The 10,498-nt window shown below is 44.6% G+C and carries 3 protein-coding genes and 1 CRISPR repeat array; of the genes, 1 reads left to right on the top strand and 2 read right to left on the bottom strand.

The window, feature by feature from the left end; genetic code table 11:
* A partial coding sequence (locus C9914_RS06800) for an IS3 family transposase (protein WP_158707287.1) occupies positions 1 to 140 on the top strand: 140 nt, incomplete at its 5' end.
* Between the two features lie 57 nt (positions 141 to 197).
* A CRISPR array of direct repeats spans positions 198 to 9,001; the repeat unit is 33 nt; unit sequence ATTTCAATCCACGCTCTCCGTGAGGAGAGCGAC.
* 162 nt (positions 9,002 to 9,163) lie between these two features.
* Here the strand turns inward: C9914_RS06800 and cas2 are convergent.
* Positions 9,164 to 9,454, bottom strand: coding sequence for a CRISPR-associated endonuclease Cas2 (gene cas2, locus C9914_RS06795; RefSeq protein WP_106764298.1), 291 nt, complete (start codon positions 9,452 to 9,454; stop codon positions 9,164 to 9,166).
* 11 nt (positions 9,455 to 9,465) lie between these two features.
* Positions 9,466 to 10,497 carry a type I-C CRISPR-associated endonuclease Cas1c gene (gene cas1c, locus C9914_RS06790; protein ID WP_106764296.1) on the bottom strand — a complete coding sequence of 344 codons (1,032 nt, stop codon included), beginning with the start codon at positions 10,495 to 10,497 and terminating at the stop codon, positions 9,466 to 9,468.
* Position 10,498: the final 1 nt, after the last annotated feature.

Below are 10,498 nucleotides of genomic sequence, written 5' to 3'. Positions count from 1 at the left end.
CCAACCGCAGAACTTACTCTTCCTTTGATGAACTGAAACTGAGCATTTTTCAGTATATCAACGGTTTCTACAATTCTTTCAGACCTCATTCTCACAATAACGGCCTCTCTCCTGATCAGGCAGAAATGAATTTTTTGTAAAATTTGCTCTTTTACTTGTCTACTTTATTGACTATGGTCCAAAAGATTAACCTCCGAATTTCAATCCACGCTCTCCGTGAGGAGAGCGACTGAGCCAATTTTGCCCCCATTCTATCGCCAATTTGATTTCAATCCACGCTCTCCGTGAGGAGAGCGACTGTATCAGCTGGAGCTTCCAATGCTTCAACAATAAATTTCAATCCACGCTCTCCGTGAGGAGAGCGACAAGGCGGCAAAAAATCAGGCGAAAGCCGTCGTCATTTCAATCCACGCTCTCCGTGAGGAGAGCGACCGAGTGGCCTTACATTTTGCGCCGTGGAGACTATCAATTTCAATCCACGCTCTCCGTGAGGAGAGCGACTTATCAACAAGTACTCTAAAGCTGAATTAAAAGCAATTTCAATCCACGCTCTCCGTGAGGAGAGCGACCCTCCGCCGAGTAAGCGTATAACTCCGTTAATATTTATTTCAATCCACGCTCTCCGTGAGGAGAGCGACAGTATCCTTGAGAGCTGGCTGGAGCTTATCAATCATTTCAATCCACGCTCTCCGTGAGGAGAGCGACCTGGATAACAATGAGGATTGATTCGTCTCCTCGGAGGATTTCAATCCACGCTCTCCGTGAGGAGAGCGACGTACCAAAATGACGAATACTTCCACATATCCTGCTCGATTTCAATCCACGCTCTCCGTGAGGAGAGCGACCCCTCAAGCCAACTAAAAACGCTGTATGAGGTCTTATTTCAATCCACGCTCTCCGTGAGGAGAGCGACGTATATATGCACAATTTTTAAATACGCAATTTGTATTTCAATCCACGCTCTCCGTGAGGAGAGCGACTATATCAAATGGTATACAAAACGGAAATTTAGACATTTCAATCCACGCTCTCCGTGAGGAGAGCGACCGCAATTAGGCAATCTGTTTTCGGCTGGTATGAAATTTCAATCCACGCTCTCCGTGAGGAGAGCGACTAATCTCATACCGCAACGATAACCGAACAGTAGCGATTTCAATCCACGCTCTCCGTGAGGAGAGCGACTTTTTGCCCCTCAACGATTCGCAAACTGGCGGCAATTTCAATCCACGCTCTCCGTGAGGAGAGCGACTTTGGCTACTTAATACTCCCTCAATCGCTCCTGCGATTTCAATCCACGCTCTCCGTGAGGAGAGCGACTTGTACTTACATCCGCAACAGTGATATAGTCCTCAAGCATTTCAATCCACGCTCTCCGTGAGGAGAGCGACTATTTGTATATCCACGATTTCTAAGCCGTTTTCTATTTCAATCCACGCTCTCCGTGAGGAGAGCGACCAGTGACACTCTCTCGCTTAGTAGAGCTGGGAGCTATTTCAATCCACGCTCTCCGTGAGGAGAGCGACCTGTCGTATTCGTATTTAAATGTCGTTTCTCCTGATTTCAATCCACGCTCTCCGTGAGGAGAGCGACCTAAAGTCAAACAAGCCTCGACTGGACACATGGTTATATTTCAATCCACGCTCTCCGTGAGGAGAGCGACCATAGATTTTAAATATATATATTGCGATTAAATCGCAATTTCAATCCACGCTCTCCGTGAGGAGAGCGACACAAAGCGTAACAAATTAATTGATTACGCAAATATTTCAATCCACGCTCTCCGTGAGGAGAGCGACAGTAGACTTACCGTTACGAGTGGTCTTACCATGAAATTTCAATCCACGCTCTCCGTGAGGAGAGCGACCCATTTGGCTGGGGTAAAGTCTTGGATTATATAGATTTCAATCCACGCTCTCCGTGAGGAGAGCGACATACGATAATATGCAAAAACAAAAAATGCAAAAGAATTTCAATCCACGCTCTCCGTGAGGAGAGCGACAATTGAGGGAAGAATTTCACTTGTCACCCATTTACGATTTCAATCCACGCTCTCCGTGAGGAGAGCGACACCCATTTTCATTAAGTATATTTCTAAATTTCTTAATTTCAATCCACGCTCTCCGTGAGGAGAGCGACTATGTCAGTAGTTGCAGTTAATGCGTTCGCAGCTATTTCAATCCACGCTCTCCGTGAGGAGAGCGACCGGGTGATGGGCGGAGGCTTTAAGATTAACCTCCGAATTTCAATCCACGCTCTCCGTGAGGAGAGCGACCATTTGCACATTGGAAAACGCTCTTTCAAATGCTTACATTTCAATCCACGCTCTCCGTGAGGAGAGCGACATATGGCTACGGCTGCTATCCAAGCAGCTAAAACAATTTCAATCCACGCTCTCCGTGAGGAGAGCGACTAAAGAAGTGTCGTTGGATAACTCTTACATATGCTATTTCAATCCACGCTCTCCGTGAGGAGAGCGACTTCTTCAAGTCTTTGTGCTACTTTTGTTGCGTTATTTCAATCCACGCTCTCCGTGAGGAGAGCGACTATATGGCAAGTAAATTGCCTGGAGGTATTGGAATTTCAATCCACGCTCTCCGTGAGGAGAGCGACTTCGGGTGTGACTGCATACAATTCTCCATTTACAAATTTCAATCCACGCTCTCCGTGAGGAGAGCGACTCGGCATATCATTACAAGTCGCCAAACTAAATATCATTTCAATCCACGCTCTCCGTGAGGAGAGCGACATTTTTAACTACTTTTACTACTGCAATAACAATAAATTTCAATCCACGCTCTCCGTGAGGAGAGCGACTAGATATACAGGAGCATTGCTCGGTCATTATCGGAATTTCAATCCACGCTCTCCGTGAGGAGAGCGACTCCCCGGCAGCTTTGGCTTGCATACGCCGCTCGAATTTCAATCCACGCTCTCCGTGAGGAGAGCGACCCATAGAGAGTGACCCCACTTAGAGCCGATACGCCATTTCAATCCACGCTCTCCGTGAGGAGAGCGACATGTTGTCCTCCTTATTCTTCGTACTCTGTCGGATTTCAATCCACGCTCTCCGTGAGGAGAGCGACGTCCTCCATTGTGTAATCGTTCATAGCCGTCTTAGCATTTCAATCCACGCTCTCCGTGAGGAGAGCGACTGATATAATTCAAACAGAGGTGAGTTTGGATTATATATTTCAATCCACGCTCTCCGTGAGGAGAGCGACCATGCCAACAATTCCGCCGAATGTTGTTGATGTGCATTTCAATCCACGCTCTCCGTGAGGAGAGCGACAGTAGTAGTAGTAGCACCATCAACAGCAAAAGCGATTTCAATCCACGCTCTCCGTGAGGAGAGCGACCACCTCAATTTTTATTTTATTTTATTTTATTAAGTTAAGCTATTTCAATCCACGCTCTCCGTGAGGAGAGCGACCCATTGTATCATAACAACTTGCTTTTCGTTTATTATTTCAATCCACGCTCTCCGTGAGGAGAGCGACTTCTGTCTGTAAATGCTAAGGGTGCAGGTACAAACATTTCAATCCACGCTCTCCGTGAGGAGAGCGACTGCCTGTGACCCACCTCTCGACCGAAACGAGTTGCATTTCAATCCACGCTCTCCGTGAGGAGAGCGACTTCTGCAATCAGAGCTTCAATGTCAGTCTCCGGTATTTCAATCCACGCTCTCCGTGAGGAGAGCGACTCATGGTCGGACTTTGAGACAGCCGCTTCACTTGTGATTTCAATCCACGCTCTCCGTGAGGAGAGCGACAAACATTTCGCTTCACCTTCTTTTTATTACGATTCTATTTCAATCCACGCTCTCCGTGAGGAGAGCGACAGATGTTGTCGAGGTGGTCTATCTCACCACCAGGATTTCAATCCACGCTCTCCGTGAGGAGAGCGACCGCAACGGTCGTGTCATTATGGACGAGGACTTATCCTGATTTCAATCCACGCTCTCCGTGAGGAGAGCGACGCACTCTTTCGAGGTTTACCCGGTGGACGCTTTCGATTTCAATCCACGCTCTCCGTGAGGAGAGCGACGCTGTTTTGGATAATTTCAATATCGTTTGTATATCAGATTATTTCAATCCACGCTCTCCGTGAGGAGAGCGACATATTAAGAAGTGTATATAAATCTTCCATATCTATCATTTCAATCCACGCTCTCCGTGAGGAGAGCGACGAGGACTTAGAGAAGATAAAGATATAACGCAAGCTATTTCAATCCACGCTCTCCGTGAGGAGAGCGACTATAAAAAATCGTAATATAGGTACAACATCATCAAATTTCAATCCACGCTCTCCGTGAGGAGAGCGACAAAATGGAATATAATGTAGTGTATAAATACAATATTTCAATCCACGCTCTCCGTGAGGAGAGCGACCGGTATCATAATGATTTCATTGTTGACCTTGAGTGCATTTCAATCCACGCTCTCCGTGAGGAGAGCGACTTCCTCTCGCATTGATACAACGGCAATCAAAAAGATTTCAATCCACGCTCTCCGTGAGGAGAGCGACTTATCCAGATATAATGACAGGTGGATATATGACGGATTTCAATCCACGCTCTCCGTGAGGAGAGCGACATAATCGCTTCGAGGTGATTGAGCCTATCTGACAATTTCAATCCACGCTCTCCGTGAGGAGAGCGACAGCTTTGATGTCAGAGTGGGCTTAATAGTCGAGCAATTTCAATCCACGCTCTCCGTGAGGAGAGCGACGCTGTAATACTCCGCATAACCCTCAAGGACGGAATTTCAATCCACGCTCTCCGTGAGGAGAGCGACAGTTACCTCTTTGACCGGAGCTGTATGTCTGCCAATATTTCAATCCACGCTCTCCGTGAGGAGAGCGACTCTACATTATTGAAATTGAAGTAGATACCATTCAATTTCAATCCACGCTCTCCGTGAGGAGAGCGACCAAACCGCACATATACAAGGCAGAGGACACAAAGATTTCAATCCACGCTCTCCGTGAGGAGAGCGACCAAACATGTATAGGGACTCTTACCGCCAACATAGATTTCAATCCACGCTCTCCGTGAGGAGAGCGACGTGTTCACCACGGTAAGAGTAGCCACCGTGTCGGTATTTCAATCCACGCTCTCCGTGAGGAGAGCGACTCTTGTCTGCACGACATTCACCTCCGTTCTTTATTATTTCAATCCACGCTCTCCGTGAGGAGAGCGACAGTGGTGAGGTTGAAGGAGATAATGTCTCCTAACTCATTTCAATCCACGCTCTCCGTGAGGAGAGCGACCACCGCCTAAATTTGATATACCGTTTAAGTATATATTTCAATCCACGCTCTCCGTGAGGAGAGCGACACTAATGATGTTGATAATCATTATTTTAAATCCATTTCAATCCACGCTCTCCGTGAGGAGAGCGACAGTGGCAATGGTAAATCCAAGACTGCGAAGGATAGATTTCAATCCACGCTCTCCGTGAGGAGAGCGACGATACATTTCAGCAAAACTATATTACTAAATCGAATTTCAATCCACGCTCTCCGTGAGGAGAGCGACTTATATAGTCATTAAGATTATAATTACCACCTCTCATTTCAATCCACGCTCTCCGTGAGGAGAGCGACTCAGTTATTTTTTTCGCCGCCTTTTGTGCTGAATTTCAATCCACGCTCTCCGTGAGGAGAGCGACGGTGGTTCTATCTACAAAGGAGATTTTTAAACAATGATTTCAATCCACGCTCTCCGTGAGGAGAGCGACAAACGAGCTGTTGCCGCAACTGCATATATAAACGATTTCAATCCACGCTCTCCGTGAGGAGAGCGACCGTATGGAGCTTGAGATTAAAATATACAACCTCAAATTTCAATCCACGCTCTCCGTGAGGAGAGCGACAGCCAACAATCAGATAAGGAGGTGATGTTATGGCGATTTCAATCCACGCTCTCCGTGAGGAGAGCGACTGAAACAGGCAATACACTTATTCGTGCTTATACTGATATTTCAATCCACGCTCTCCGTGAGGAGAGCGACTGCAGTATAATCATCAACGCTTGTTACAGACTTTGATTTCAATCCACGCTCTCCGTGAGGAGAGCGACTGTGTCATAGCAACGAGCCTTAGAGCGATTAAAGCATTTCAATCCACGCTCTCCGTGAGGAGAGCGACAATTTAACACCGATACCGACAGCAAGAATCATACCATTTCAATCCACGCTCTCCGTGAGGAGAGCGACAGTATTACCGTAAATTATTTCTATTTTCTTATCTGGATTTCAATCCACGCTCTCCGTGAGGAGAGCGACAGCTTGATAATACAAACTATAAAATTGGCTAAAGATTTCAATCCACGCTCTCCGTGAGGAGAGCGACGCTTGTCATCTGACGCTTCTTCATGTCCTCATAATTTCAATCCACGCTCTCCGTGAGGAGAGCGACGGGTATGGCAAACCTGTTCGGTCTGCTCTACTCTCACATTTCAATCCACGCTCTCCGTGAGGAGAGCGACTCTTGAAAGTGTTATTGTATAGTCATAGCAAGACAAATTTCAATCCACGCTCTCCGTGAGGAGAGCGACTTTCCGTTCGTGGTCTTCGCTGACCTGTTGAAAATATTTCAATCCACGCTCTCCGTGAGGAGAGCGACTACCAGTGTCAATGATATGCTGTGCCGCAGACACGATTTCAATCCACGCTCTCCGTGAGGAGAGCGACCGAACCAGCAGAACGACAACGATTATTCCGCTGATATTTCAATCCACGCTCTCCGTGAGGAGAGCGACATGACCATACTTAACATCTTGACCTTCTGCATTTTATTTCAATCCACGCTCTCCGTGAGGAGAGCGACTTCTTAAATTACATCGTTTAGGGCTTACAGATACTCATTTCAATCCACGCTCTCCGTGAGGAGAGCGACACTGTATAAATAATAATGACCAAATTGTGCTTTGATTTCAATCCACGCTCTCCGTGAGGAGAGCGACTAGCGGTTATCATTATGAAACAATTTACAGCCCGATTTCAATCCACGCTCTCCGTGAGGAGAGCGACTATTATTAGTAATCGTTCTATTGCCGCCGCAAAACAGATTTCAATCCACGCTCTCCGTGAGGAGAGCGACCCGATTCATTCTCCATATCAATGTTTGGCATATTATTTCAATCCACGCTCTCCGTGAGGAGAGCGACTATATTGAGTTTTTCTAAGGTTAAAGTATGCAAATTTCAATCCACGCTCTCCGTGAGGAGAGCGACTCATTTTTAGCACCGTCCTTTTTTGTTTTTACCCATTTCAATCCACGCTCTCCGTGAGGAGAGCGACCGAGGTGCAAAAGGGCATTAACTTGATTATATAAATTTCAATCCACGCTCTCCGTGAGGAGAGCGACATCCAAAGCGGATTTTATATATACAAGTCAGAAAGATTTCAATCCACGCTCTCCGTGAGGAGAGCGACACAGTTCCTGAACAACATCAAGACGGTGCTTGGCACATTTCAATCCACGCTCTCCGTGAGGAGAGCGACGTTTAAGCAGAGTGATAATATTCCTCAGAAGCTCAAATTTCAATCCACGCTCTCCGTGAGGAGAGCGACATTATCCTGTAAGGATTGAAATTTGCATTATATAGATTTCAATCCACGCTCTCCGTGAGGAGAGCGACTGTATATCCAATTGCAATTATAACGGCTAATAACGAATTTCAATCCACGCTCTCCGTGAGGAGAGCGACACTATGTTTACCAGCATACCAATCTTGCAAAGTGCATTTCAATCCACGCTCTCCGTGAGGAGAGCGACGGTATCTGTGGCGAGCATGGTGGCGACCCATCATATTTCAATCCACGCTCTCCGTGAGGAGAGCGACACTACTTTGTTTACCTGCTTCCGCTTCGTGAGCGATTTCAATCCACGCTCTCCGTGAGGAGAGCGACGCTTTAAATGACTTCTCGTGTATCAGTGACGATACGCATTTCAATCCACGCTCTCCGTGAGGAGAGCGACTCTGCTTTTAACGCTTTATTTCTGATAATCTCATCAATTTCAATCCACGCTCTCCGTGAGGAGAGCGACGTGTGCAAATGTCAGGTAAAGGCTGTCGTGCATTTATTTCAATCCACGCTCTCCGTGAGGAGAGCGACGTGTCTGTTGGCATTAAATTTGTTCGTAAGTTTATATTTCAATCCACGCTCTCCGTGAGGAGAGCGACTAAAGATAAATGAAGTACCATAACGAATTATAGATTTCAATCCACGCTCTCCGTGAGGAGAGCGACTACATTGTCTTATTGGATACCAATATGATACACAATTTCAATCCACGCTCTCCGTGAGGAGAGCGACCTTAATCATAATTTAACCTCCTTTCGGAATTAATAGATTTCAATCCACGCTCTCCGTGAGGAGAGCGACAGCCGAGGGTGCCGTCTTTACCAACAGTAACAGCAATTTCAATCCACGCTCTCCGTGAGGAGAGCGACGAAGCAAGCATTATGTTTAATGCTCGTGATTTTGATTTCAATCCACGCTCTCCGTGAGGAGAGCGACTGACTATTTTTCGTTTGTGTCTAAGTGTGATGATATTTCAATCCACGCTCTCCGTGAGGAGAGCGACGTTATGGTTTTAAAATGATGTTTGATGCGGAGACTTGATTTCAATCCACGCTCTCCGTGAGGAGAGCGACGTTGCAAGAAATATTTATTTTGATTCGGCAACTTATATTTCAATCCACGCTCTCCGTGAGGAGAGCGACCCAAGCAACTAAAGTAGATAAAATAAAATCCACAGATTTCAATCCACGCTCTCCGTGAGGAGAGCGACCTGGGGCTTATAGCTTCGCTTATGATGTTCGTCAATTTCAATCCACGCTCTCCGTGAGGAGAGCGACACAACAGCTATTGCCTCCGCTTTTTGTGTTACTGATTTCAATCCACGCTCTCCGTGAGGAGAGCGACATTGTGACGGTGGTACCGTACAAATCACGCTTGGCATTTCAATCCACGCTCTCCGTGAGGAGAGCGACAGCAAAATCCAACATAATATTTACTCTTAAATCAACTATATATCTGCACTTTTTCACAAAATTATAGTTAGGTATATAAAAGCAGATTTAATATTAGATTTGCAAAATTATATTTTTATGGTGCGAATATCCTTGTAAATTTATGTAAGCTTACTATTCGCACTAAAATAGCAACACTCCCTCCACATCGAATGTATTATCTATACCATAATGTTCCACTTTAGTTTTATAGTTATTTCCAAGGTAATAGAATCTTATGCTATCAAATTTCTCATCTATTATATTTATTAGTTTTTCTTTGACTAGCCTGCTTGTTGCTGCATCCATAACACACTCGAAAACCGAGTTTTGAACTCTTTTTCCATAGTTAACACATTCTTTAGCAACCTTACGCAAGCGTTTTTTGCCGTCAGTAGTTTCAGTATTTACATCATAGGTAATAAGCACAAGCATATAAATTACACCTACTTCCACATAAAGGGCGGATAACCATCAAGATCACCTCTAAGACATCTTGCAAGAAGTAATGACTGAACATAAGGAACCATACCCCATTCAACTTTCTCTTCTAAAAATGGGTGTTTTATTTCAAGTGATTTTTTATTCTGCCATGACTTAATAATTTTCTTTTTACCATCATCATTAAGCAAGACCGCTCCATTTTCTTTGATAAAGAAATCATTCTTATTCACGATTTTTTTATTTATTACAGTAAGCACAAAACGGTCTGCAAAAACCGCTCTGAGTTCTTCTATCATATCAAGTGCAAGCGATACTCTTCCAGGACGGTCTTTGTGCATAAAGCCAACATATGGGTCAAGTCCCACACAATAAAGAGCTGAAGCAGTCATATTTGTAAGCAGTGTATACGAAAATGATAACAAAGCATTAACTCTGTCTGTTGGAGGTCTTCTGTTTCTTCCATTAAAAACAAAGTCCTCCTTTTGTTGTAAAATCAAATCATTAAATACAGAAAAATATCTCGTTGCAGCTTCGCCTTCAATACCTCTAAGCTGTTCGGTATTTTTGCAGTCATTAAGATTTGCTATTGAATCTTTAAGTTTTGCAGAAACACTCTTTAATTTATTAATATCAAGCGAATTAGGATAATCACGAGTTGCTCTTTCAATAACCCAACGAGAATTATACAGTTTTCCAGCTATCATATTTCTAGCTATTTCAGTACAAGCATTTTCATCATCAGAAAGTTTATATTGGGTTTTCCTAAGAATCACATTACCGCAATATGAACCTACCACATTTGCAAGGAATCTTCCACTTCTGCTCAGAAATGAAACACCTATACTATTATCAGCACATTTTCCAAGCAAAGCAGGACTCATTCCACTATATCCCAAAGTAACAATTGATTCTATGTTATGTAATGGAACTCTCGTTATTTCCTGTCTTTCTTTTGATAGAACAACATTTTCTCCATCGAGTGATAAATATGTATCCGGAGAACTGATATAGAGTGTATTAAGAAGCTTTTTCATA

Origin of the sequence: Pseudoruminococcus massiliensis, assembly GCF_900291955.1 — a bacterium.
GTDB lineage: Bacteria > Bacillota > Clostridia > Oscillospirales > Acutalibacteraceae > Pseudoruminococcus > Pseudoruminococcus massiliensis.
The sequence above is the reverse complement of the archived record's forward strand: the minus strand, read 5'-3'. Positions and strand labels throughout refer to the sequence as shown.

Bases quoted from the DNA above. Each gene is read 5' to 3' on its own strand.
- cas2 (WP_106764298.1), bottom strand. From the start codon at position 9,454: ATGCTTGTGCTTATTACCTATGATGTAAATACTGAAACTACTGACGGC.
- cas1c (WP_106764296.1), bottom strand. From the start codon at position 10,497: ATGAAAAAGCTTCTTAATACACTCTATATCAGTTCTCCGGATACATAT.